Genomic DNA, 24,687 nt, shown 5'->3' on the forward strand with positions numbered 1-24,687 from the left:
ATCCTGGTATATTTTAAAACTGGGTTCATCAAAATTCGTTACACACCTCTATTATCCTTCCATCCGTTATTCCGCTCCTGGTGAAACATAAGCCCATTAAGCAAAGATAATACCTCAATGGCTGTTAATTTTAAACTCCCGTTTTCTACAGTAATTTCCGGTAATGTAAACCGGTTCGTCTGTCTGCGATACAAAAGTGTAAATCCATTATTTTCGTGGAGCAACAGTTTCAGATGCGTCCGATGTTTATTTAAAAAGATGAATACATCTTTCTGATTTTTCTCGACACGCCTGCTCATATACTTTTCAACAACACCACAGAGACCGTCAAATGATTTGCGCATATCGACATCTGAACAACAGAAGTAAAATTTATGAGCATCGGTTAGTACTAGCAAAGCACTCATAATAGAATCGCTTTTAATTGTTCAATACATGAGTGACCGTATAGCTTAATTATTTTCACCTCTATTTGCACTGATGCATCCCGTGGTGGCAGACCGGTTATTTCCAGTGGGATAAAATGTGAGGGGGAATTGTCAAATTCTCCATACTTTTTGCGCCAGTAGTAAAAAGTTCCATCACTCACTCCTATTCTTTCACAGTAATCACGGACAGACAATCCCTCACTGTTATCAAAATCACGCAATAATTGCCGGATTTGAGTTGCTGAACGTTGCTTCCTTACATTTTTTGTAGTATTGCTGGATGCCATTTCTATATATTTTAGTATATCCAAAAATATTACACTTCTGACATCGGAAATACTAACGATAGCATGGGGTTAGTGGAAGGATTACGATTCAACAAAGTATTACTTGCGGATAGACCTGACCTCTATGAAGCAATGCATGCTTGAGGTGCCAGCTGTTCCCAACGACTTTTACAGTCAGAAAGGAGGGTACTTTTATGCGTAGACATTTCACGGGTATTTATGCCCCATATATTGAACAATATCTCCTTTATAAAAGGCAGTTAGGTTTCAAACAGAGAACAGAAGAAACTATGTTTGCCATCTTTGACCGTTTTACGATTGAACGAGGGGAAAGCCATTTAGGTATCACTCCTGACCTTTCAAAAGCATGGATGCAAGCTGCAGTTAATCTGTCACAATCGTATAACTTCCATCGGGCTTTACTCCTCAACCAGTTGGCAACGTTCCTCAATGAGCTGGACATTCCTTCTTATGTAATGCGTTTACCATTAAGCAAAATGGACTTTACACCATACATTTATTCGCAGGATGAGCTTCGTCGACTTTTTAATGCGGCAGACAACTTTCGGGTAAAAAAGGGGGTGCGCCAGATCATGTTTACCATGCCTGCACTTCTAAGGTTGCTGTATGCTACAGGTCTTAGAGGTGGTGAAGCTTTAGCACTAACCATCAGTGATGTGAATCTGGATGATCAATTCATCATCGTTCGTGATAGTAAGAATGGTCAACAGCGTATTATTCCCTTCTCAGATTCTCTCGCAGTTGTATTAAGACAATATCTATTCTATAGAGATCAGTTACCTGGGAGTTTGATAAAAAGTAATCACTTTTTCATCGCACCTGATGGTAGGGAGGTCAAACACGATTGCTTCAGCCGCTGGTTCGGTCGTTTGTTATCTACCGCAGGTATCCCAAGAGGACGGGGTGTAACACCGCACGCTTTACGGCATTCATTTAGTGTGCATTCTCTGGCAATGATGGCAGAGCGGGGAATGGACATTTATTGTTCGTTACCAGTATTATCCACCTACCTTGGACATAAGGCTATTGAATCGACAAACCACTATGTCAGGCTAGTTGCTGCGATATATCCTGGCTTGCTTAAAGATGTAGACAAAATATGCATTAACGTCTTTCCCCAAACGATAGGCTATGAAACCTACTGATTTTTCAAAATATCTGTCAGGGTTTCTGATCGGGTATTTGGCGCACGAACGCGGCGCGAGCAAAAATACAATCTGTGCTTACCGGGACACTTTCGTCCTTTTCATCGCTTACATGGAAACGCAAAGCATAACGGTGTCACGACTTACATTGCAAGCGATCACCCAGGTGAATGTTATTGGCTTCCTCGATTGGCTCCAGGCAGAACGCAAGAACAGCAATGCAACACGAAATGCAAGGCTAGCTGCTATTCATGCTTTCTTTAGCTATATCCAATATCAGCATCCAGAGTACTTGTATGAATGCCAAAAGATACTGAACATACCGATGAAACGAAAGGCTAACGTTGTAATGAACTATCTTTCGCTCGATGCGATAAAGCTGCTTTTACAACAACCAGATATCCGCACTGTCAATGGTAGACGCGACCTGGCATTGCTTTCACTGATGTACGACACAGGTGCAAGGGTACAGGAGATCATTGACCTTAAGCCATCTAATCTAAGGATCGATAAACTGAGTACTATCCGAATCACCGGTAAAGGCAATAAGACCCGAATCGTCCCAATGCTTGACGAACAGGTAAAACTATTAAAGCATTACCTCAATGAGCATGAACTTGTACAGACCTGTAACAATGAACATCCGTTGTTCTTTAACAGCCGTGGCGATAAGCTTACCCGTGCTGGTGTAAACTATATCCTGCTGAAATACGCAGATATGACCAGAAAAATCAGTGATGTTCATTTGCCAGACAAAATCAGCAGCCATGTGCTGCGGCATTCAAAAGCGATGCATTTGTTGCAGGCCGGTGTTAATCTTGTATATATAAGGGATATTCTCGGCCATGTGTCCATCCAGACAACAGAGATTTACGCCAAGGCTGATTCACGTGCGAAACGGGAAGCTATTGAAAAGGCTTACATATCGGTGGTACCGGAAAAAGCACCTGTTTGGCTGTTAAATGATAATCTTCTGGATTGGCTTAAGCACTTTTAGCCTTGTTTATTATGTAAAGTTATGTGACAGAGAATCGTGGCTACATTGGACACATAAGCAAATAACCTGTTACATACTTTACATAATCTTCAGCTATACATAAAATAAATTATGTAAAGCTTTACATAAATTATTTAGAAAGAACTCTCTTTTTGCCAGTAATGAACATGGCGGAGAAAGGGCTGCTCTGTTTTATTCACTCGTAGAAAGTTGCAAGCTGAATGGGATTGATCCATTCGAATACTTGGCTGATGTATATGATCGACTCCATGACTGTACTGCCAGTGAACTGATACACTTACTACCTTCAAACTGGAAGCCAACAAAACCAAGAAAGACCGCTAGTTAGTTTAATCCAGAATAATCAAAGAACTTAATCATGTAAGATTTATCGATGCAAATGTAGCATCTAATAAATAGATTAGGAAGATGCTCCAGATCGAATGCTTACCTCCGGAGAGATAACTGTTTTCAAATTGGCCCGGAATAGTCCGTTTCTATTGGCCCAGCATGTTCCGTTTTAACTGGCCCATTGACCTCCGTCGTAGACAGGAATGGCTAACAGCTATCGTTCTCAATTAGAATTACCTCTGGATCAGCAACTAGAAGGCCATGAGCTGATCACTGATCACACATCTTCTACAGGCAGAAAAACTACATCGTGGCAATGACCGAATGGAGACACTATTAAAAACAGCAAGGTTCCGTTATCATATTACTCCACAGGAAATAGAATGCATAACCTTTGGCTGAATTAGAAATGGAATATGAATGCGATATTAATTATCTTAGGAATAATTGGCTGGGGTTCACCAGGAATGTTTGGCTGGTTGAGGTGTGGTATATGGCTGGATTTAATGTGAAATTCTTAGTTAATTAATATTTAACGATTTTTTTATTTGACGACTATAAACTTCACCATAAAAAGTCTCAATTAATCTACCATTCTTATCATACAGTACCAAATAAGGATATCCATTTGCTTTAAAATGTTTTCGAAAAGCACTTGTGTTATCGATCCCAACTTTTATATTATAATATTGATCAAGAGAAAAGTTTCTATAAAAGGCTCTCATATCATAAAAAGAATCATCAGTGATTAAATAGAAATTTACATTTTTATAAAAATCCATATCTTTCAAAAATCTCTTCATCAATATTCTCGAATGATCACAATAAGCTCCAAAGTAGAATAAGATGATCGGTTTCCCTTTGGGAATATCTATCGTATTAAATACATTAATACTATCTGATAGAAGTAGGTTAATAGACGGTAACTCCCTCATTTCCGATTTTGTGGTATCTTTGGAATTACATGATATAAACAATATAAAAATAAAAAACACTAGTAACTTAATCATACCATAGGTTTTTCTTCAATTATCGTTGATTTTTTTTAGAAAAAATAAGACATTTTATTCTTCGATTTAACTCGTAATAAGAAATGAATTATTCCACTGTTCCCAGTTAATAAATCGGCATGTGGATTATATGGGTCAAATTGAATCCAATAAGCATAACTCTGATTTCTATAAATAGTGTTTAATAGATGCCCTGCAATCCAATCAGCTCTTTCAAGCCATTCTTTATTATTAAATGTTAGCCATGCTTCTAAATAAACCTCTCCCAAACCAGCAAGTCCCCTTTCTATTGAAGAGAAGTCAGAAACTACATGAATAGGGTATAATTTCAACGTAGACTCAGCTATTTGACGATAAAGATTTTTTTGAGTGATTTTGTAAGCTTTAATAAAAGGCAGAACTAAATGATATCCTCCGTTATTAAAATTAAAAATCTCTTTTGATGTGTTGGCAACGTGCCATAGATAGCCACTCTTATGTCGTATTGCATTTTTTTGCAAAAATTCTAATCCTTTTAATCCAACTTTTTGTGCCAGCGGAAATGGCAATTGGTCTGATAATGACAAAAGGAACCATATTATACCTGCAATCCCGTTATGGAAACCATAAATTATCAATTTAAATTTCCTATTTGAATTAAAATTCCACGAACCATTATCCAATTGATTTTTAGATAAGAATTCTACACATCTATGCAATTGATCTTTTACAAATTCTTCAGGCAAAAAATCCCTGCACTTCAATAAAGATATCCCATATCCCGAAATACCATTAGCTAAATCTAACGACTGCGGAAATTCTTCCAAACAATTGAATAATAACTCAAGATTATTTTCATCCCTTTCTAAAATCCCTGCCTCTAATAGCGATTGAATTCCCATTGCCACTCCAAATGTCCCCGTAAATAACCCTGGTTGCAATTTTATATTATCCGGTGTTAAATTTTCAATTAATAATTTATAATTTTTTCTCCATGTAGAACTACAACATTCAATATCAACTCCCATTAAAGCAGCCTTACCTATCAGATACAAAACACCGCTTATTCCTTTTCTAAACCCGATATAAATCGTACGATCAAGCCTACTATTTCCAATAAAACTCTCTTCCATCGACACCGTTGATGACCAATATCCCTCAATGCTTACCATTCCTTTGTTGGATAATGAACAAATAGACTGATATAATACGGAATCTAACGAATTCAAATTAGGTTGATTAGGATTAAATGGAGCAAGATCAAATTGAATTTCTTCTCTATATTTCCGTAGACTATTCTGAATATCTTGCAGCGCAGGTCTTTTGCTCTTATCATGATCGAGGCATCCGCAAATTAAATCAACAATTTCCTTATCCGAATTAAAGAATGACAGATTATCTTTTAAGGAAAGGTTATCGCTAGTATTAAAATAATGAGGGCTAATATGTACTGTTGCAAAAAGCATTACAGCACCTAAACTATAAATATCTTGTTCAATTGTAGGAGCAAAGTTTGATTTTTGCTCCGGGGACATATACCCTTCTGTACCTTTTTCATATGGAGGATCCGGTAATTGAAGATTTAGATCATATGTCAATTCTAGATCTAATAACCAAACCTTATTGTTCTTATCTATGTAGATATTCCCAGCATTCAAATCTCTATGAACATAACCAAGCTTATGTAGTTCAAAAACAACACCTACAAATTGAATTAAGATGTCTAGGATCTTAAGTTTGTCAACCTTTTCTAAATCGTCCCATAATTTGCCAGAATACAAATCGACCAGAATATCATTTAAAGACTGACCATTTATATATTCAAATACTAAATAAGTATTCTCATTTTCTTCAAAAAAATCAATAATAGCTGGAGTAATATTGAGCTTGCGTAATTTATTATAAATTGACTGTTGCCATACTAACCTATCTTTAATATCTCTTCCATTTTTGTCAACCCCCATTCCCTTTTTCCCCTCTTTTATTATACAATTACGATATGCCCAAAACTTCTTTTGGTACATCGCTTTAATTACACTCCCCTTTGCATCTGGCTTTAAAACCTCTCTAATTAAATATTTTCCATTTAAAATATCGCTTGTTTTTTGGTGCTTTGGTGGCATTATCTCATTAAAAGGCCATGATATCCATTTATAAATTTGAGGAGGAATGGTTTCTTCATCAATTAAGGGCTTTCCGGTGGGATCTTTAATTATAGATGTACTATTTGTGGTATCTACTAAAAAACTTCCATACCTAGTATAAACCAGGTTACCCAAATGAAAATCAGTAGGAATAGCAGGTCCTTTAAATTCCCGTGTCAACTCAATTATTTTTTTTACGTAGGTATTCAATTCATAATTATTTCTAGGGTAGATAATGATAATCTTACCTAGATTTTTATATCCAAATGCACCCGCCTGTAACATCTGATGAATTTGACTGTCTAAAGGAATAAGGAATGTAATACTGTTATCAAGTAAATAAGGGAATAGTAAACTTGCTAATGAATAAAAATGAATATCCCAAATTGATATATGAATCATCCAACCCTGCATGATAGCGGGTTGTCCAACTTGAAGATACCAATCCTTTTTGACGACTTCTTTAACTCCAAAGCTTTCTAATAATGCTTCGTATTCTGTCACTGAAGAATTAGTACGACTGGAATTATCAAGCAAATTTGGAGAATTTTCAATAGCCATAGGTTAACAATTTATTTTCCCTTAACATCAAATTTTATCACAGTAAATAATTACAACTAGATCTAGAATACTCCTACATTTAGATGATGAGAAGAGTTCCAGGAATTAATTCTGGAGCTTTTCATTCAGCTTTCCGGGATTAGATATAAATAATTTTTTTTAATCTTGTTTAGTCCTTGTTGAATGCACACATCGGGATAAATTAAATATTCCGAGTGCCGACATATACTCAACCTCTAACGGGGATTACAATTACATACTTCTCATTGGTTACTAGGCATTTTAACTTATCCAAGAACCTTATAATTATATAATCTTCATTTGGGGGCTTAATTTCAAATGGTCTATTCTTCTTTCAGAAGTTCCATATGTTTAACCGCACAGCCAAACATCTGCCATTTTATTATCCTCCAGCTATTCATGTTTTTATTATTATCAATCCAGGGTTAACGTTTAAATTGCAACCTCTAGTTATTCTAGAATGGCGACAATTTGAATTTTAGCGAGCCAGATCTTCTTCAATTACGCTTATAGGAAATTTTTTAGTCCAAAATCTTTATCGTCATACTAGACAATTTTATGGCAACTCACCAATCTATCTACTTTGCAAAATACAGGTAACTAATTAGATAATGAATTATCCCACCATTCCCCTCCATTAAATCACCACAAGGCAAATACGGATGATCTTGAACCCAATAGTTACCATCAATTGAATTAATTGAAGTATGCTTAAATATATTAATAGTCCATAAAATTGCTTCCAAAAATTTATCATCATGAATAATCCGCTGACTTTCCAATCCTAAAAATCCAATTCCCACGATTCCCTCGAAAAAACTTAAATCATCTAAGACTGCCCTTTTAGGAATAGAAAGCATAATCTCCTTAGCAAAATTCAAATAAGATAAATCCCCTAAAACACTATATCCCTTTAAAAATATAAAGGCAAACCCGGCTCTCCCTCGAAAATCTACAGGATACTTATTGAACTTTTTCCTGGATTGTTGAAATAAATACCGCATCGCCAATCCCGTCTTGATTTTAATCGAATCATCTTTAATAATTTCACAACATTGCAACAAAAAGTACAAAATCCCAGCTATTCCATCTTCAAAACCAAGTGGGTAAAAATCCTTTTTCCCCTTATCTAATTCCAATAACCAATTTCCATTTCTTTGCTGTGTATTCAATATTTGATTCAAAACAAGTGAAATCCTTTCATTTACGAAATCTTGTTTCAAATACTTTGCTGCATAAATTATAGCAAATCCATACCCCGCAATGCCATTTACAATATTTAGTCCTTCTGGAATATTATAAAGGCAATTTTCGACATATTCTTTATTCTCCTCTGTCTCCTCCAACAAACCACTTTCTATAGCCGCTGCTATAGCTACTGCAACTCCAGAGCTTCCATTATAAAGACCTGGTGGCACATTAGTTCCAGCAAATAAAAAACGGTCCTTTAAAAACATCCAATTCCTTTCAAATGCAGTTAAAAGCTTATCAACATCAAACCCTGCAATTCTTGCTTTAGCTAACAAAAAGATCACTCCACTTATTCCCTTACCCAGCCCAATAAAAACATTTCTGACATCAGTAAACTTGCTAACTAAAGATACCCAATAACCATCCTCATTAACCATTAATGGAGTATCAAAGCTATCCAATGACCTTTGGATCAATAATTGAATTTCTTCCTTAGATAACTGTGGCGTAATTATTTGTTGAGAAAGGTCGCTTTTTAGATATTCATTAAGCACACTTCTGATTTCTGAGATCTTAGGCCTCCTATTAAAATCTTCACTTAAACAACCACAAATTAATTTAGTCAACAGGTCACTTCCTGTAAGAAACTTAACATTTCTAAACAAAATATCTTTATCATGAATACTAAATTTTCTTGGAGAAAAATGGGAAATGACAGATAACATTAACGCTCCCAAGCTATATATATCCTGGTTAAAAGCAGGCTCCCATTCTCCACTTTTTTGCTCCGGAGACATATAACCAGGTGTGCCTACCTGGAAAGGTGGGTTGGGGGTTTGCTTTGAAAGATCGTAAGTCAATTCAAGATCAATCAAATAAATTTTACCCTTTTTATTTACAAGGAAGTTGGTCACCGAAATATCCCGATGCACATATCCAAGTTGATGAAGTTTATCAATATTATCTACAATATCAATAAGGTGATTTATAATCAGCTTTTTTTTATCAGTTGCCAGGTCTATCCATGAATTAAAAAGAAATATTGAATCAATATAATTTTCAAACCTCATACCATCGATAAAATCTATCACTAAATAACTATTCCCATCCTCCTGGAAAAAATCAATATAATTTGGAATGGCTATTTTCCCCCATAACTGAATATGCAATTCTTTCTGCCAGAGTAGTCTATCTACAATATCTCTATCATGCTCGTCAGTAAATATTCCTGGTCTCCCTTCTTTTATTAAACATTGCTTAAAATTGAAAATATTTTTTTTCGAAATAGCGTGCATAACTCTACCCTTTGGGGTATTTCTTAGGCACTTTATAATGTAGTATTTGTTTTTTAGGGCTTTTTTATCTGGGGCGGGAAATTGTGAGGAAATGAGCTCAAAAGGCCAAGTAACCCATTTAGGTACTATATAAGGGAAAGCATATTCATCTATTTCCAATTCTCCTTTTTCATTAAAAAGAAACTCTCCATTAGGTGTAGAAATCACGTTAAAACTTCCATATCGTGTATACACTATTCCACCAAGTTTTGCACCAGGCATTATAGTTCCTTTAATTCCCTGTGTTAGAGAAATTAAGTCAATTGCAACATCCAACACGGAGGATTGATCATTTATGTAGATGCAAATAACCTTACCATAAAATTCAAAACCTAGATTTCCTTCCTTAATACTATTATGGATAGCCCTATTAATTGGAATTTTAAAAGCAATATTCCTGGATAACAGATAAGGTAATAACCTAATAAACAATTCCGGAAAATCTTTTAAACTCACTGGAACATAAAATATCCATCCTTGCATTTCAGCCACCTCTCCTACTTGCAGGTAAAGACTATCTTTATTATACGCAACATTATGCTCTTTTAACAATACTTCATAGTCATCTATTTTGCAGGAATTATTAATTATTGGAGCAACGTTGGGATTTTGATCACTCATGGGTTAACGGGTTAATTTCAATAAGATTATAACAGTAAAAATAACCAATAACCTAACTAAAAAACTTAGGAGAAAAGGAAATATTGAACATCCTTTTTGAACTCCAATATCCTTTCTATTGTATCTCCTAAGTAGGATTATCATCTCCTAATTTTTTTCGAAACATGGGAAACTATCTTTGAAAATACGGCATAAATGGCCGCATTGTTAATCCTTTCGTTAATTCAAATATATACCCTCAATGATTACCCAATTCGAACTATTAGTTGCTACAACTATTTGCTCAAATGAAGTAATCTATTGAGCATAAATCACCCCCTTTTGAATTATTCAAAATACTATTAACTAACAGATTAGAGCCCCTAAAATGGAAACAAATAAAAAAAAAGCAATTATCATTGGTGCTGGTCCTGCTGGATTAACAGCGGCCTATGAGTTATTAAAAAGGACTGATGTCTTACCAATTATACTGGAAAAAAGCGGAGATATTGGAGGTATATCCAAAACGATCAATTATAAGGGGAATCGTATGGACATTGGAGGACATCGCTTTTTCTCTAAATCAGATAGAGTAATGAATTGGTGGTTAAAAATATTACCCTTACAATCCAATACGCCAGATTCTCTAACAATAAAATATCAAAACAAATCTCGGGAATTAAATCATCATTCTCAATTATCACAATCTGATAATGATGATAAAATAATGCTGGTAAGAAAAAGGCTATCCAGGATTTACTTCTTAAGAAAGTTCTTTAATTACCCTATTACCTTATCAATTGAAACATTGAAAAAACTGGGAATAGGCAGAACAATAGCGATATTATTATCCTATATACAAGCTCAAATTTTTCCACGCAGACCTGAAAATAGCCTGGAAGATTTCATGATAAATAGGTTTGGAAAGACCCTATATGAACTTTTTTTTAGAGATTACACAGAAAAGGTGTGGGGAGTACCTTGTAATAAGATATCTGCCGAATGGGGAGCACAAAGAATTAAAGGTGTAAGTATTACTAAAGCAATACAACACGCTGCGCAGGAACTAACAAAGAAAAAAAAGAAAAACGTCGATGATATTGCTCAAAAAGATACCGAAACCAGTTTAATAGAGCAGTTCCTTTATCCCAAATTAGGACCTGGTCAATTATGGGAAGAAGTAGCCAGGCAGGTAGAAGAAATGGGCGGTATCATTTATATGCACAACGAAGTAAAAAAAATCCATACCCATGGCAATGAAGTGGCTGCTATCACAGCTGTAAATAAATTGACAGGTGAAGAAATAGTATTGGAAGGTGATTATTTCTTCAGTACTATGCCCGTTAAAGAGTTAATTGCAGGTATACAAGGATCAATTCCACCAAAAGTTCAAGATATCGCTGCTGGACTTCAGTATCGTGATTTTATAACCGTAGGAATACTCTTAAAAGAACTTTCCTCACTAAATTCCAAAAATGGGAGATGGGAACAACTACAATTGGAAGACACCTGGATATACATCCAGGAAAGAGAAGTCACCGTTGGAAGATTGCAATTATTCAATAACTGGAGCCCTTTCATGGTCGCTGATCCTAATAATGTGTGGGTAGGAATGGAATTCTTTTGTAACGAAACTGATGAGTTTTGGCAACTACCAGATGAAAAAATATCCGCTTTGGCTATACATGAACTGGAGAAAATAGGACTCGCCAACTCTCAAAATGTATTAGATAGCACTGTGTTACGGGTTGAAAAAACATATCCCGCCTATTTTGGCACATATGAGAGTTTTGATCAGATCAGAGCGTATACTGATCAATTCGAAAATCTTTTCCTTGTAGGAAGAAATGGTATGCATAAATATAATAATGCAGACCATTCCATGCTCACTGCTATGGTAGCAGTTGATAATATCGAAGCAGAAATTACGACTAAAGACAATATTTGGTCAATCAATACAGAACAAGAATATCATGAGGAAAAAAAGGATGACAATTCAACGCCGACAGAAGTAAAAAAAAAAGAGCAGAAGCCTCAGTCTCTAAGAAATTATATTTTTAAAGAGCCGGCCAATAAGCCTTATGTACAAACAGCATTATTAGGCATAATAATACAACTCATATTTTTCAAATATTGGTATCCATTTGCAAGTTTTATAAATGGAGACTCCTATGCATATTTATATTCTGCTTATGATAACAATGATATAGACACCTATCCAATCGGGTATCCGAAATTCATCAGACTATTTAGTGTATTTACGCATTCAGATACAATTCTAGTAATATTTCAATATATACTATTACAAGCAAGTATTCTGAGTCTTGTATTTTCTATATTTTACTTTTTTAATCCAAGTAAAGTAACCAAAATATCTCTTTTTGGATTTATGCTTTTTAACCCAGTATTTCTTTACCTGGCAAACTATATATCAAGTGACACTCTTTTTCTATCCTTAAGCTTGATATGGTTTAACCTTTTGATTTGGAGTATTTATCATCCCACACCCAAGGTAATATTTACAAGCTCAATAATATTATTTTTAGCATTTACTATCCGATACAATGCCTTATTTTATCCCTTAGTAGCTGCAGTTGCCTTCATATTATATAGAAAAAAAATAGCCCTTAAAATATTGGGGTTATTTGTAAGCTTAATTCTTATTTACGGGTTTATAAATTTCAACAATAGTAAGTATTATGATTTATGTGGTAAGAAGCAATTTACACCATTTACTGGTTGGCAAATAGCGAACAATGCAATGTATGCGTACAAATTTGTTCCTAAAAATGAATACAAAAAAACACCGAAGAAATTTCAGGATCTTGATAATATGGTAAGAACTTATTTTGACACTACAAGGGATTATAAAAAACATCCTGAAGAAGCCATGATGGTAAGTACTATATATATGTGGACACCAACGGCGCCGCTAAGACAATACATGAAGAAGATGTTCAAAAACGAGACTATTGTTGATGAATATACTGAATATAAACAATGGGCTACAATAGCTCCCTTTTTTAAAGAATATGGCACATACCTAATCAAAGCATATCCTATACCTTTTGCTATGTACTATTTATTTCCTAATGCAATAAAATATTATGCTCCGCCAGTCGAATTTTTAGGGGAATATAGTACAGGTAAAGACATTGTTTCTCCAATCGCGAAAGTATGGTTTGAATACAATTCATTGAAAATAATTACAATATTTAAAGATTTCAAAGTGAATATTCTCAATTTCTATCCTATACTAGTTGGAACGATGAATGTTATTTTTTTCTTGGGTTTGATTAGCTTCATATTACTAGATGGTTCGAAGAAGAAAAAATCTTTATCAAAAGCGTTATTATTAGTTGCAAGTCTCTGGCTATTTAATTTTGCATTTAGCGTATTTGCATCACCAATTGCGTTAAGATTTCAATTGTTTCCAATTTTAGTAATGACATCTTTTGCTTTCATATTTATGGATTATTTAATAAATGAAGCAATATTAGAACCTAATAAAAATTCACTTATTACTAAATAATTCTCTCATTTTTACATAGTGGTTTTATAAACTCAATATGATGAATCTGCCCTATTTCTGCGGACAGTAAGTTAAGGTGTAAAAATCTTAATTTAGTAAAATGGCACAGAGAAAGACTTACAGTAAAGAGTTTAAGGCAGAAGCTCTACGTTTAGCAGAAACATCGGGAGTTACACAGGTATCTCAGGATTTGGGTATCCATCCCAATATGCTATATGTTTGGAAGAAGCAGCTAGACAAGGGGGCAGATAAAGCTCTCCCAGGGCGAGGCAACCCTACGGATCCAGAACTCGCCCAACTTAGAAAAGACAATGCCCGTTTAAAGGAAGAGGTCGAAATCCTAAAAAAAGCAGCGGGTATCTTTCTCAATCGCTCAGGAAAAGATACTCAGTGATTAAGCAGTTGAGCAAACAACATAAGATCACTATACTATGCAAGATTCTGAAATGCAGTACCAGTGCGTATTATGGCTGGCAGAAAGGAAAGAACAGGAAACGTGAATTGCATAGACGACGTCTGACAACCCTGGTCAGGACAACATATCATGGCTCGGACAGGACTTATGGAAGTCCCAGGATTTATAAGGAGATAAAAGAATTGGCAGTTCCCTGTAGTCGTACCCATATCGTTAAGATTATGCAACAGCAACAATTATGGGCAGTGCAAAAGAGGAAATTCAAAGTAACAATTGATTCTGGGCATGATCTTCCTGTAGCGGAAAACATACTAAACAGGGATTTTACAGCAGATAGCCCCAATAAAAAGTGGGTATCAGATATCAGCTATATCAGAACAAAGGAAGGATGGTTGTACCTGGGGCAGTTGTAATAGACCTTTTCTCGCGAAAAGTAGTTGGATGGTCAATGAACTCCAACATGAAAACTGATTTGCCTTTAAAAGCCTTAAAAATGGCAATCAACTCCAGGAGACCTAATGCAGGTTTGATACATCATCCAGATCGTGGTGTTCAATATGCGAGTGGCCTGTATCAGGAGCGATTGGCTAAATCAGGCATGATCTGTAGTCTGAGCAGAAAAGGTAACTGCTGGGACAATAGTGTCGCTGAAAGCTTCTTCTCAACGCTTAAACGGGAAATGATTTATCCTGCAACAATATTCGATACCAGGGAACAAGCTCGTAGCAGGATTTTCAAATACATAGAAACATGGTATAACAGAAGTAGAAAGCACTCGTTTTTACATTATTTATCGCCAGTTGATTTTGAATATAAAAACGCAAATGTATCTTTAACAAACGCAGCTTAACTACATGTCAGTTTTTCTAGGTCAAGTTCAATGAAGCAATTAGTACTTAATAATTCTCTTACTCCAAAATAAATACCCTATCAAGTACAGAATTTAACCTTTTGCTATTATAACTTTACACATATAACCCGTTAAAAAACGCATTAACTATAATAATTTAAATGTTCTATGCTCATTTCTCCATTTAGATATTCGATGTTAACCTAGAAGCTCAATTTGCTACTAACAATTAGAAGCTTTATCTCCACCAATTATATGATAATTCTTTTTGCATGTTTACTTGCAAAGTTGGATCCATTTGCAGAAGTATGCAAAGTTAAGGATGAAACCGACCTCCTATAAGTGTCGGCAATTATAACCAGTTAAAATTTAGCTTTTTGATATTCTAAAAAGCAAAATCATTATGAAAAAAGCAAAAATCGCATTATCATCTATCGCACTGTTAGGAGTTGTAGGTAGCATCTTCGCCTTTAAAGCTGCAAAACATTATTCAGCATTACCTTACTATACTACTACTGTCTACAATACTGTTGCAAATGCAACATTTACTAACGGTAATGTGACTACAACAACTACCGCGGCCTATAGGTATTTTACACTTGAAAAAGGTGCAAAAGCTATTGTTGGTTCAAGAATTGAACATGGAGCTTAATCCAATGGATTGTTGAAACTTCAATAAGTTTGAAAGAGATCGGATCAATTCTAGTGACGACTCTTGAAAACTGAGATATGAATAAATAAAATTAAACGGCTTGAGTCCAGAAATTAATTGGACTCAAGCCGTTCGTTTTAAATTAGTTATAATGCAACATGTAGTATCACCACGGTAAGCATTCGATCCGGGGCGTCTTTCTTATAATTTAAATAGATACTACATTTGCCCTGATGATTCTTTTATCATCGAGTTCTTTGATTATTCCGGAGCAGGTTAGAGCTCAAGCGTTCTTTACTTTGCCTGGTTTCCAGTTAGAAGGTAATAGTTGTACCAGTTCAGCCGCAGTACAATCGTGGAGTTTGTCATACACATCATGCTGGTATTCGAACGGATCAATCCCGTTCAGTTTGCAGGATTCCACGGTTCTTCGTCAATTTTAGTGATAAATAATATCATAATACCTTTGATTTAGAGAAACGTACGCCCCAAATGAATTTAAATTTTCTTTCTTTTGAAAATCATAGTCGATTTATCATAAAAGTCATAAGTATTGTAAATAATTCAGTGAATCTAGATGTTGAGCCCAGACTAAAGACATCAAAATGTCCAAAATGTTCACGAAAAAGCTCCTCTGTCCATAGCTTTTATAAGAGAAAAATAAAAGATCTCCCAGCCTTTGGCAATGAGATAATTATAATTTGCTGTGTAAAAAATTCTTTTGCAAAAACGATGATTGTGATGTATCCCTCCGGGAGGCTGAAAAATGAGGTGATATATGTTTTCTAATTTCCTGCTCAAATATTATCAATATGAAAAAGGGAAATATCAAAATTAGCGAACTTCTTCCGCATAACTGGAAATCACAGACCATATAATTATACTGCTTACAAATTTATTGTCACAATAACTAGACGGCCCTATCTCGGGTGGATACATTTGGCCAAACCAAAAAATACTCGATAAACACAATGGCTTAATGCAAAGTTAGCACGGCTAGATCAATATATTTTTAAACTTCCCGGAGGGATACGAAGAACCAGCATCAACATAATCTACAGCAACAGTCAAAAGGGCGATCTAAATCCACAATTTAGAAAATTTACATTCCTAGGGATTGTTATTTAGTATATCTCCATCCCTTATTTCTATATCTGTTGAAGAACCATAAAACATCCATATAGGAGCAGGTCTATCCATCAAATAATACCCAAAAAACTGATCCAGGCGAGTTGAATAGTCCTTAATCGCCGAATTATTCCAAAGCGTATGATTCTCATTATTATAAATAAGCAGCCAAGCTTTTTTATTTAGGTGTCGTAATCCAGTAAACAGTTCAATGGCTTGAGATAGTAATATCCGAACATCTTGTTTTGTATGCATAATCAATAGTGGAGTAGTTACATTGTTCAACGAAAAAATAGCGGAATTATTAATGTATATATTAGGTTTACTCCATAAATCCGTGCCTAATCTAAATTGCCCATCTTCAAACATATATTGAAGGCTATTACCTCGAACATCCATACTACCATACAAACTTATGCAATCTGAAATTCCTGATGAACTACAAGCCGCTGCAAATAAATTGCTATGCGTGACTATATAATTAGTTTCAAATCCGCCAAAGCTGTGTCCTTGTATCCCCATTTTTTTTGAGTTAACAAAATGCAACTTAGACACATAATTAGCTGCTGAGCTAATAGCACTTAATGCAGATTCGCCAGTATGACCGATTTGGTAATGAATATCAGGAACGTATACCAAATAGCCATGGCTTACAAACCATGGTATATTTATAGGACCATTTGATAATCCAGGTGAAAGAAAAATGTGTAAATTATTTGACCATTTTTCATAATAATGAAATATAACAGGATATTTTTTTGTCGAATCAAAATCTTCTGGTTTATATAAAACTCCTTGAATAGTATTATTCATTGAGTCCTTCCAAGAATACAATTCAGAGGTTAGCCAATTATACCCCTCTTGTGGATTAACATTACTTAACTGATTGAAACTTTTGAAATCCTTCGTAACATAATAATTAGGGGAATTGGTTTCTTTCATTCTATAAACCAGCCAGACATTCGCTTTTTCAGATTTTATTGGGTATTCTCCTACATTTGAAATATGTTCCAGAGAACTATTAAAAAGATATGGCCCCATTATCAGCTCCTCTGGATCTATTGACTTTCCAATGGTTATCTTATAAAATCCATTATCCTTATTATTCCTATTAAATGCGGGAATAATTATCTTATCCCCTGTTTTAAATCGTTTTTCGGAGGAAGGAAAAATTAAATCAAATCTAATACCATTCTTTTTACCATAATTATTAGTTAAGTTAATGGGAGGCAAAATCGCTCTTGGGTCTACCTGCCAGATATCATTCTGATCATGTATTAGTAACAAATTATCATCATTAAGCCACCTGCTATCCATAATTGTTGAAGCTTCGCTTACTTTATTAGAATCTAAATCTGTCATGAAGTTGCGCCAATTTGATGCCTTTGTAATTTGCGAAGTTATATTCCGGTAAATGCCAGTAGAAACTTCATACGTAAAATAATCATTTAATGAAGAATCGAAATAAAGTAGAAATTTTCCAGTATTAGACAGTATAGTCTCACCCATATTATTATCGAGCATGGTTTTAATACCATCTTTTAAGCTAATAATATAGTTTGTGTATAATAACAAATTCCCAGAATCCAATTTATTACGATGATCAACTTTATTTTTTTGCACCAAAAGTCCAACTTCTTTATTTCTAAACCTAATTTCATCATCTTGATGTTCTATTTGTATTGTTTGCTTACCTTTAATTTTAACCACAGTCAAATAAGTTTTTTCGTTATCCGCAAAATAACCTCTTTGAGAGGAGATATATTGATCTTTGTAATGCCAAACATCAACAACACTTTCTTTTTCTAGATGCGATTCAATTAATTTGCTTTTTGCTTTTTTCATTGTAAAAAACAAATACTTTCCATCCTGACTAAATGACTGAATATTGGAAATTATCAATGTTGTATCAATAGAATTCGAAGAATTTCTGAATAATACATCCGTTTTAGCATTCTTTTCTGTAAAATGATACAATACATAATCATCCATATTCCCCTCAATGAAACAAATTTGTTGGCCTGATATGTCAAAAGTTACATCCCGGATTTCTTCACCGACCTTTCCTTCCCAAATTATTTGAGACTTGTTATTTTTATATTTATACCAAACTAAGGAATGTTTGTCTGAATCAAATGTTTTAGTAATAACTAAAATGCTACTTTTCTCGTTGTATATAAAATCTTTAACATTGTAAATGTGTTTTATCTTATTCGTTTTTAAATTATAAAAGTTCAGTACATCTTTTTTGTCAATATATACAAGGTCACCTTCTATTAAACGCCAGTAATTAGTATTCGGAAAATAATGCATTGAATCCTGACCTAAAGTAATCAGTACTAAATTCCCACCTGGCAAATCTAAAATAGCATGTTTATTATCCATTGCAAACTGAAGATTACTTCCGTCTGGAAATTCTTTACGCCATTCATTATTAATACTCTGAATTACAACAACCTGTTTAGTTATCTGATTTTTATTCTTGAATATCTTAATATAAGAAGCAAATTTACCGTCAGCGTTTATAATTCCACCTCTAACACTTGGCCAATTCTTAATTGCGTTTGTATCTAAAGGAGGCTTTTGACTTAAACAAAGGGTGGAATAAAAAATTAATACAAAAGAGAAAAGTATCGATTTCATTATTAATTGTTTTAAAATAGGGAGTTAAATGGGTTAACCTATCAAAAATAGATCATCCAATAAGATGGATAACATCTAAGTTATTTATCAATAAAGAATTTTATTTATGAGATAAAGAAAATTTTAGAGAAGGTTATTCCTTCAAATAACCTTCTCTAAAATTTATAATTAGGGACTGTAAAATATTTTGTGTAAACTCCTTCTCCATTGTTTGAAACCCTGCCGGGATGGGGAAGGGGGAATGGCGCGGCAGCAGCGCCTTCCCCGGTTTTAGGGCCTATTGAGATAATTCAACACCATAGGCCATTAACACAGGAAATTTACAGTCTCAATAATTAATATCCCTCATTTTGAACTAAGTTGGAATTATACAACAAGTCATATTGTGGAATAGCATATAAGTTAGATGAAGATTTCCATATACCACCCTTTTCGATTGTCACCTTACTCATTACAGAATCAACAGAATTAGTTCTCTTTAAATCCAGCCACCTATTACCCCATTCACTAAACAATTCTATTTGCCTTTCGTGCAATATCGCTTTTGACAAATCTTCTAAACTCTGAGGGCCATTATAATTTTCCAATCCCGCACGATTTCGCATTACATTAATATTGTCAACTGCGGCAGACAAATCACCAAGCTGAGCTTTAGCTTCTGCCCTTATTAAGTACTGCTCTCCCAATCGTAGGACCATCTCATATTCAGTAACAGGATCATCCAATTTGGCACTCTTATATTTGTATGGATAAAAATAAGTAGTCCCCATGACTGTCACACTATCAACCCAAACAGATCTTCTCATATCCCCTGGCTCAAATGCTAATAACAATTGATTGCTTAAATAAACCGGATATGAACTGCTAGGACCTTCAGCAGGTAAAATAAAAACACGTGCATCTTCTGTATTCCATCCATAGTTCACTGGCTGTAATTGAAAAATGGCCTCTGAACTATTTGCTAAAAATACATCCTTCAAAGGTTCCAATGAATAAAGTTCTGAATGATTGATGATTGAAGTAGCCTTCAAGTCAGCGTTAGCATAGTCCTTCATATATAAATATGCTCTTGCTAATAATGCCGTTGCTGCCCATTTAATTGGTGCGGTTCGCTCGGTTGTTATAGATTTAACATTAATATCATAATAATTATCAGTCATAAGAGATTCTGCCTCTTTCAAATCGTCAATTATTTGATTCATTACAACATTCTTATCTGACCTCGCAATCGACGCATTCACCTTATAATCTGTAGTTAAAATTAAAGGTACATCCCCGTACAAATTAACTAGATAAAAATAACAAAATGCCCTCATAAAACGTGTTTCTCCAAGTAATTGTTTTTTAATTGCAGGAGTAAGTTTTTCAGATTTATTAAGTCCTTCTAAAGCCGAATTTAAAGTATAAATTACGGGGTATGTATTTAGCCAAATATTAGGACTAATGGCATCAGTCAAATTATTGGTATAATATGCTATATAATCTGCTCTATCGTTTGAATATAATGTTAGTTCATCAGATGAAAGACCTGGATAAAAGGACATAAAACTATTAATAGTATTACCGTCCAATAGGGTACCTGCGCTCAGACTGAGGTATACCCCATTTAAAACAGCAACAGCAGTTTCATCACTGTTATATACATTATCTGTATTTGCTGATGTATCTGGACCAGTTATATCAACTAGTTTATTACATCCAAATAATATGATAAAAATTCCAATTATACCCAAGTATCTCTTAAACTTCATACTACTTCCAAAAAATAGATTAATTATGCCACGATTTGTCATATAACAATTCATTATATATTGATATTTCAAAATATATCTACTTCGCTTAATTACTAAAATCCGATTTGTGCACCAAAGACCCATGTTTTCAATGGTGGTAGGGCAGTTGAGGCTGTCTCTGGATCGACACCAACATACTTAGTTATTGTAAAAAGGTTTTGGGCTTGTATGCTAAGTTTAAAGTTTTTAACTCCAATTTTATTCTTCCATTTTTCCGGAATTTGCCAAGACAAATAAACATTTTTCAATCTGATAAAGGATGCATCGGCGTAGGTTAAATTACTAGAACTAGCCCTACCAAAAGCCCCAGAAATAGAATAATTTGAATTGAATCGCTGATGTGATGCAATATCGCCCTTCTTTTTCCACCTGTCTAAGACGGCTAGTGGTTGATTAATATTGTAAACTCCAGGATAACTTCCTATAATATAGTTATAAGCTGTTTTCTTTACAAATTGGAATAAGGCTCCTATTTCAAAAGTCCCTATAACAAAAGTATTTTGCAATCCTCCATAATATTTTGGATCAAAATTTATCAAAAAATTTTTATCAGTGGAATAATCAGGAGACGAAGTCAAATTGCCCTTACTATCATAGAATTCATATACGCCTGTTTCTGTATTTACATCCGCAAAGTGGAACAAAGCCCTTGTTGTAACAGATTTACCAATAAAATAACTGCCGGCATCACCTGAAGTTTCCAAATTAGGGTAAGAGACAAGTCTATTTCTTGGAACAGTCAAATTCAAACTTGTAGTCCAGCTAAATCTTTTTTCTGTAAAATTTTTACTTTCAATTAAAATCTCCCAACCAGCATTTTCAACTGTTGCAGGAAGATTTACTGTAATATTTCTAACCCCCGTGGTATACGGTAATGATTTGCTTAATAGTTGATTTGATGACCGATTCCTATTGTGAGTTAAGCCAATCATAATTCTATTTTTTAACAACCCTAAGTCAACGCCCACACTTAATTTCTTCGTTTCCTCCCACTGTAAATATGGGTTTGTTATACGAGTTGGTCCTAAACCAGTAGCACCACGATATGTCACTCCACCATTTATTGGATCATATAAGCTTAAAAATAAATAATCGCTTATTTGATCGCTTCCTGTAACCCCATAATTAGCCCTTAATTTTCCATAACTTATAAAAGGCATATTTTTTGTAAAAATGCTTTCTTCAGTAAAAATCCACCCAGCTCCAATGGAACCAAAATTATGGAATCTATTTTCTTCACCAAATCTACTGCTACCATCTCTTCTAGCTGAAGCATTAAATAGATACCTATTATTCAAAACATAATTAATTCTCCCAAAAACCGCATTATATTTATATTGGCTAGAAAAAGATGAGTTTGGATACAATCTGGCAGCTGACATTAAATTGGTAAGAACTTCATCACTATTATAACCCTCGCCTGAAACGGAGGAACCTCTACTTTGTGTTTGCTGAATAGAAGTACCTAATAGTACATCTAATTGCCCCTCTTTAATCTTTAACTGATAATTTAATTGCGGCTCAATTATCCACGAACTTAATCTAGAATTACCATAAATCGCCAATCTGGTTGAGGTAGGTATTTGTTCAGGACGGCGAGACTTTAAAGGTACTGCAGTAATTTCATTCGTAGTTAAATAATTATAGCCAAAATTGCTCCTAAAATTTAGTCCCGGCAGAATCGTGTACTCTAAATTTAAATTTGAAATTAGATTATTACTTTTATTACTATAAGTATTATAAATATAAGATAGTGGATTAAAAAAAGTTGTATTACCAGCACTATTAGGCATCCAGTTTAAACTTCCATCCTTATTAAAAAGGGCGGGGGCTGTTGGGGGAAGATTAGTAGCATAAGATGTTAAATCTACCCCTGGTAACCTGTTATTATCTAAAAAATAACTTGAAGAGAATTGAGCTCTAAACTTTTGATTTTGAGAGGTACTATACAAGCTAAAATGAGCGCCTGCTTTTTCATCAGGAAAACTTAAAGGAAAAATAGAAGTCTCTTTATGATACGTCCCTCCAATATTATATTGAATATTCGTAGTCCCACCTGAAATAGAAGCATTTGCATTTGTATAATGAGCAGTTCCACCTAGAAGTTCTTTCATCCAATTAGTACTACGTGTTGTATCCCAAAATCCATTTATATCATAATCAGTTGCAGAAATAGCAAGACCGTCATTCATCTTAGCCTCCCTTCTCATTTCTAAGTATTGAGATGTATTAAGTAATTTATAATTATTGGACAATTTTTGCCATCCCTGTTGATAATTTACGTCTACTCTCATTGGTCCCACCTTTCCCTTTTTAGTGGTAATTAATATAGCACCATTTGCTGCGCGTGATCCGTAAATAGCAGTCGCATCCGCATCCTTCAATACAGTAACACTCTCAATATCAGATGGGTTAATCAAACTTAATGGATTACCAGGCGTAGCTAAATTAGCTCCTGAATTACCTAATATAGTTCCTTGGTTTGGCATCATTTGAGATATAAAAGGTACTCCATCTACAACGTAAAAAGGGTCATTTCCATATCTTAAGCTATTTTGGCCTTGAATCATAGTCGAAACACCGCCCCCAGCAAAACCAGTAGTTTGATTTATGTATAAACCAGGTACCCTACCCTGCAATGCCAATAATGGGTTACTTACTGGTGAATTTTCAATTTCTTTTGCAGTTACTGTTGTTATATTGCCAATCAAATTCTTTTTTGCAGAAGTTCCATAAGCTATAATGACCTTTTCATTTAAAAATCCGGTTGCGGTAGCAAGGCTAATTAATATCTTATTCTTATCCCCAACATTTACTTCTTTCCGCTCATAACCTATTGAGGTAATTATCAAAGTAACGCCAGTTTCAACATTTGATAATGTAAAGGACCCATCACTGTTTGTCTTTGTACCTTTACTTGTTCCTTTTATCATAACGGTAGCGCCTGGTATAGGTTCAGACTTATCGTCTAATACTTTACCAGTAATAATTACTGTTCCTGAAGTAAAATTGGATTCTATTCCCTTTGTTTGCTTATCAGGCACTTGCTGCTTTAAAGAAATAATGCCTTCTCTATATTGCCAAACAATACCTTTTGAACCTAATAAACTACCCAACGCCTCATCTAAGGGAATTTGATTGTAGGAAACATTTACTTTTTCACTTAAATCTAAAATATCAACGGCATACATAAATCGCAAACCAGTCTGCTTTTCTATTTGCTTAAAAACGCTTTCAAGTGCTATGTTACTAGCAATTAATTTAATTTTTTGCTTTCCATCTTGATTAGCATGCGCGACCGAAATTGAAAATGTGTGAATCAATAAAATAAAAGTGAACAACCTTGCTAATAGCAAACTACGAGGTGTAGGAATTTGCATAACCGAAACAGTTGGTTTGTTAAGTGATAAATACAGGTTTATACTTCTGTAAAAGCAAAATGATAGCACAAAAAATCATAGAAAAGAAATGCTTCCCCAAAACATATCAAATATAATCGTATCAAAAATTGCGAGGTACTCAAAAAAAATTAAAATATTTTTCGCAGTACCTTTTAATATTTTTTACGATATGAGGATATCATGCAATATCCAAAAGATGTACAA

Annotated in this window: 18 protein-coding genes; 9 read left to right on the forward strand and 9 right to left on the reverse strand. The window is 34.4% G+C overall.

Annotation, left to right across the window (positions count from 1 at the left end):
* Positions 1-38: 38 nt before the first annotated feature.
* Together tnpB and tnpA are read right to left on the reverse strand one after the other, a co-directional pair.
* Positions 39-407 carry an IS66 family insertion sequence element accessory protein TnpB gene (tnpB, locus tag SIO70_RS00545; protein WP_320578446.1) on the reverse strand — a complete coding sequence of 123 codons (369 nt, stop codon included), beginning with the start codon at positions 405-407 and terminating at the stop codon, positions 39-41.
* On the reverse strand, positions 404-715 hold the full coding sequence (tnpA, locus tag SIO70_RS00550) for an IS66 family insertion sequence element accessory protein TnpA (protein ID WP_320578448.1): 312 nt from the start codon (positions 713-715) through the stop codon (positions 404-406). Before tnpA ends, tnpB begins: the two co-directional genes overlap by 4 nt.
* A 194-nt stretch (positions 716-909) precedes the next feature.
* Here tnpA and SIO70_RS00555 point away from each other — a divergent pair, with 194 nt between their 5' ends.
* The 3 genes from SIO70_RS00555 to SIO70_RS33300 all read left to right on the forward strand — a co-directional run bounded on the left by SIO70_RS00555 (position 910) and on the right by SIO70_RS33300 (position 3,227).
* A complete protein-coding gene (locus SIO70_RS00555; RefSeq protein ID WP_320578450.1) occupies positions 910-1,881 on the forward strand; it encodes a tyrosine-type recombinase/integrase in 972 nt (323 codons plus the stop codon).
* On the forward strand, positions 1,868-2,878 hold the full coding sequence (locus SIO70_RS00560; protein WP_320578452.1) for a site-specific integrase: 1,011 nt from the start codon (positions 1,868-1,870) through the stop codon (positions 2,876-2,878). Before SIO70_RS00555 ends, SIO70_RS00560 begins: the two co-directional genes overlap by 14 nt.
* Before the next feature lie 244 nt (positions 2,879-3,122).
* Positions 3,123-3,227 (forward strand): hypothetical protein, encoded by a 105-nt coding sequence (locus SIO70_RS33300; RefSeq protein ID WP_414017896.1) that lies wholly within the window; start codon positions 3,123-3,125, stop codon positions 3,225-3,227.
* Between the two features lie 523 nt (positions 3,228-3,750).
* Here SIO70_RS33300 and SIO70_RS00570 read toward each other — a convergent pair.
* From SIO70_RS00570 to SIO70_RS00580, 3 genes are all read right to left on the reverse strand, one after another.
* Positions 3,751-4,239: a TlpA family protein disulfide reductase gene (locus SIO70_RS00570; protein ID WP_320578454.1), complete on the reverse strand. Its 489-nt coding sequence runs from the start codon at positions 4,237-4,239 to the stop codon at positions 3,751-3,753.
* A gap of 35 nt (positions 4,240-4,274) precedes the next feature.
* Positions 4,275-6,923 carry a protein kinase domain-containing protein gene (locus tag SIO70_RS00575; protein ID WP_320578456.1) on the reverse strand — a complete coding sequence of 883 codons (2,649 nt, stop codon included), beginning with the start codon at positions 6,921-6,923 and terminating at the stop codon, positions 4,275-4,277.
* Positions 6,924-7,522: 599 nt separating this feature from the next.
* Positions 7,523-10,090 carry a lanthionine synthetase LanC family protein gene (locus tag SIO70_RS00580; protein WP_320578458.1) on the reverse strand — a complete coding sequence of 856 codons (2,568 nt, stop codon included), beginning with the start codon at positions 10,088-10,090 and terminating at the stop codon, positions 7,523-7,525.
* Positions 10,091-10,457: 367 nt separating this feature from the next.
* On the opposite strand from SIO70_RS00580, the gene SIO70_RS00585 reads away from it, so the two are divergent.
* From SIO70_RS00585 to SIO70_RS00605, 5 genes are all read left to right on the forward strand, one after another.
* Complete coding sequence (locus tag SIO70_RS00585; protein WP_320578459.1) at positions 10,458-13,601, forward strand: FAD-dependent oxidoreductase; 3,144 nt, start codon at positions 10,458-10,460, stop codon at positions 13,599-13,601.
* A gap of 100 nt (positions 13,602-13,701) precedes the next feature.
* Positions 13,702-13,995: a transposase gene (locus SIO70_RS00590; RefSeq protein ID WP_320578461.1), complete on the forward strand. Its 294-nt coding sequence runs from the start codon at positions 13,702-13,704 to the stop codon at positions 13,993-13,995.
* Positions 13,992-14,429, forward strand: a complete 438-nt coding sequence (locus SIO70_RS00595; RefSeq protein ID WP_320578463.1) for an IS3 family transposase — start codon at positions 13,992-13,994, stop codon at positions 14,427-14,429. Before SIO70_RS00590 ends, SIO70_RS00595 begins: the two co-directional genes overlap by 4 nt.
* A gap of 47 nt (positions 14,430-14,476) precedes the next feature.
* Positions 14,477-14,866 carry an IS3 family transposase gene (locus SIO70_RS00600; protein WP_320578465.1) on the forward strand — a complete coding sequence of 130 codons (390 nt, stop codon included), beginning with the start codon at positions 14,477-14,479 and terminating at the stop codon, positions 14,864-14,866.
* 403 nt (positions 14,867-15,269) lie between these two features.
* A complete protein-coding gene (locus SIO70_RS00605; RefSeq protein WP_320578467.1) occupies positions 15,270-15,518 on the forward strand; it encodes a hypothetical protein in 249 nt (82 codons plus the stop codon).
* 283 nt (positions 15,519-15,801) lie between these two features.
* On the opposite strand, the gene SIO70_RS00610 is transcribed toward SIO70_RS00605, so the two are convergent.
* Positions 15,802-15,942: a transposase domain-containing protein gene (locus tag SIO70_RS00610; RefSeq protein WP_320578468.1), complete on the reverse strand. Its 141-nt coding sequence runs from the start codon at positions 15,940-15,942 to the stop codon at positions 15,802-15,804.
* Between the two features lie 68 nt (positions 15,943-16,010).
* Between SIO70_RS00610 and SIO70_RS33305 the strand changes: the two genes are divergently transcribed.
* Positions 16,011-16,307, forward strand: coding sequence for a transposase family protein (locus SIO70_RS33305; protein WP_414017897.1), 297 nt, complete (start codon positions 16,011-16,013; stop codon positions 16,305-16,307).
* A 321-nt stretch (positions 16,308-16,628) separates the two neighbouring features.
* Here the strand turns inward: SIO70_RS33305 and SIO70_RS00615 are convergent, their stop codons facing one another.
* From SIO70_RS00615 to SIO70_RS00625, 3 genes are all read right to left on the reverse strand, one after another.
* On the reverse strand, positions 16,629-19,289 hold the full coding sequence (locus tag SIO70_RS00615) for an alpha/beta hydrolase family protein (RefSeq protein ID WP_320578470.1): 2,661 nt from the start codon (positions 19,287-19,289) through the stop codon (positions 16,629-16,631).
* Between the two features lie 335 nt (positions 19,290-19,624).
* Positions 19,625-21,082 (reverse strand): RagB/SusD family nutrient uptake outer membrane protein, encoded by a 1,458-nt coding sequence (locus SIO70_RS00620; protein WP_320578472.1) that lies wholly within the window; start codon positions 21,080-21,082, stop codon positions 19,625-19,627.
* 53 nt (positions 21,083-21,135) lie between these two features.
* Complete coding sequence (locus tag SIO70_RS00625) at positions 21,136-24,462, reverse strand: SusC/RagA family TonB-linked outer membrane protein (RefSeq protein WP_320578474.1); 3,327 nt, start codon at positions 24,460-24,462, stop codon at positions 21,136-21,138.
* Between the last annotated feature and the right edge of the window lie 225 nt (positions 24,463-24,687).

This window comes from Chitinophaga sancti (assembly GCF_034087045.1).
Taxonomy (GTDB): Bacteria; Bacteroidota; Bacteroidia; order Chitinophagales; family Chitinophagaceae; genus Chitinophaga; species Chitinophaga sancti_B.

Excerpts from the sequence above, each read along its gene's own strand:
- tnpB (WP_320578446.1), bottom strand. The coding sequence starts at position 407 with ATGAGTGCTTTGCTAGTACTAACCGATGCTCATAAATTTTACTTCTGT.
- tnpA (WP_320578448.1), bottom strand. The coding sequence starts at position 715 with ATGGCATCCAGCAATACTACAAAAAATGTAAGGAAGCAACGTTCAGCA.
- SIO70_RS00555 (WP_320578450.1), top strand. The coding sequence starts at position 910 with ATGCGTAGACATTTCACGGGTATTTATGCCCCATATATTGAACAATAT.
- SIO70_RS00560 (WP_320578452.1), top strand. The coding sequence starts at position 1,868 with ATGAAACCTACTGATTTTTCAAAATATCTGTCAGGGTTTCTGATCGGG.
- SIO70_RS00570 (WP_320578454.1), bottom strand. The coding sequence starts at position 4,239 with ATGATTAAGTTACTAGTGTTTTTTATTTTTATATTGTTTATATCATGT.
- SIO70_RS00575 (WP_320578456.1), bottom strand. The coding sequence starts at position 6,923 with ATGGCTATTGAAAATTCTCCAAATTTGCTTGATAATTCCAGTCGTACT.
- SIO70_RS00580 (WP_320578458.1), bottom strand. The coding sequence starts at position 10,090 with ATGAGTGATCAAAATCCCAACGTTGCTCCAATAATTAATAATTCCTGC.
- SIO70_RS00585 (WP_320578459.1), top strand. The coding sequence starts at position 10,458 with ATGGAAACAAATAAAAAAAAAGCAATTATCATTGGTGCTGGTCCTGCT.
- SIO70_RS00590 (WP_320578461.1), top strand. The coding sequence starts at position 13,702 with ATGGCACAGAGAAAGACTTACAGTAAAGAGTTTAAGGCAGAAGCTCTA.
- SIO70_RS00600 (WP_320578465.1), top strand. The coding sequence starts at position 14,477 with ATGAAAACTGATTTGCCTTTAAAAGCCTTAAAAATGGCAATCAACTCC.
- SIO70_RS00605 (WP_320578467.1), top strand. The coding sequence starts at position 15,270 with ATGAAAAAAGCAAAAATCGCATTATCATCTATCGCACTGTTAGGAGTT.
- SIO70_RS33305 (WP_414017897.1), top strand. The coding sequence starts at position 16,011 with ATGAATTTAAATTTTCTTTCTTTTGAAAATCATAGTCGATTTATCATA.
- SIO70_RS00615 (WP_320578470.1), bottom strand. The coding sequence starts at position 19,289 with ATGAAATCGATACTTTTCTCTTTTGTATTAATTTTTTATTCCACCCTT.
- SIO70_RS00620 (WP_320578472.1), bottom strand. The coding sequence starts at position 21,082 with ATGACAAATCGTGGCATAATTAATCTATTTTTTGGAAGTAGTATGAAG.
- SIO70_RS00625 (WP_320578474.1), bottom strand. The coding sequence starts at position 24,462 with ATGCAAATTCCTACACCTCGTAGTTTGCTATTAGCAAGGTTGTTCACT.